The sequence below is a fragment of the Paraburkholderia sp. AV2 genome (assembly GCF_054968425.1).
This window is the reverse complement of record NZ_JBANLK010000125.1, coordinates 1-520: the sequence shown is the minus strand read 5'-3', so window position 1 is coordinate 520 and position 520 is coordinate 1. Positions and strand designations below refer to the sequence as shown.

1 protein-coding gene is annotated in these 520 nt (G+C 63.5%); it reads left to right on the top strand.

What is annotated here, in order from left to right; all coding sequences use genetic code 11:
* Nucleotides 1-25: 25 nt before the first annotated feature.
* Nucleotides 26-520: porin (locus V8683_RS31390; RefSeq protein WP_462849280.1), on the top strand; the 495-nt coding region annotated here is incomplete at its 3' end.

The following is a 520-nucleotide window of genomic DNA, read 5'->3' as shown; positions in this document are numbered from 1 at the left end:
CGTTCCGTCCCGAAGGAGATCGACGATGTACAAGCAACGAGGTCTGCGCCTGAAGCTCATCGCCGCTGCAACCTGCCTGCTGGCAGGCGGTGCTGCCCATGCCCAGAGCAGTGTCACGCTGTATGGCCTGGTCGATGGCGGCCTGCTGTACACGAGCAAGACGCTCAACACGACCACCGGGCAGAACGCCGGCCATCAGTTCTCCATGATCGACAGCGGCAACTCGCCTTCGCAGTTCGGCGTGATGGGCACCGAAGACCTCGGCGGCGGCCTGAAAGCGGAATTCAAGCTCGAAAGCGGCATCAGCATGTCCAACGGCGGCCTGAACGACTCGAACGGCAACCTGTTCGGCCGCCAGGCCTATGTGGGCCTCGACAGCAACTACGGCGACGTGAAGGTCGGCCTGCAGTTCTCGCCGTTCTTCCTCTCGGTCTACGAGCTCGATCCGCGCGACCTCTCGCAGTTCGGCAGCGGCCTGCTGCCCTACCTCGACAGCGTCATCGCCACCGGCATCTTCAAC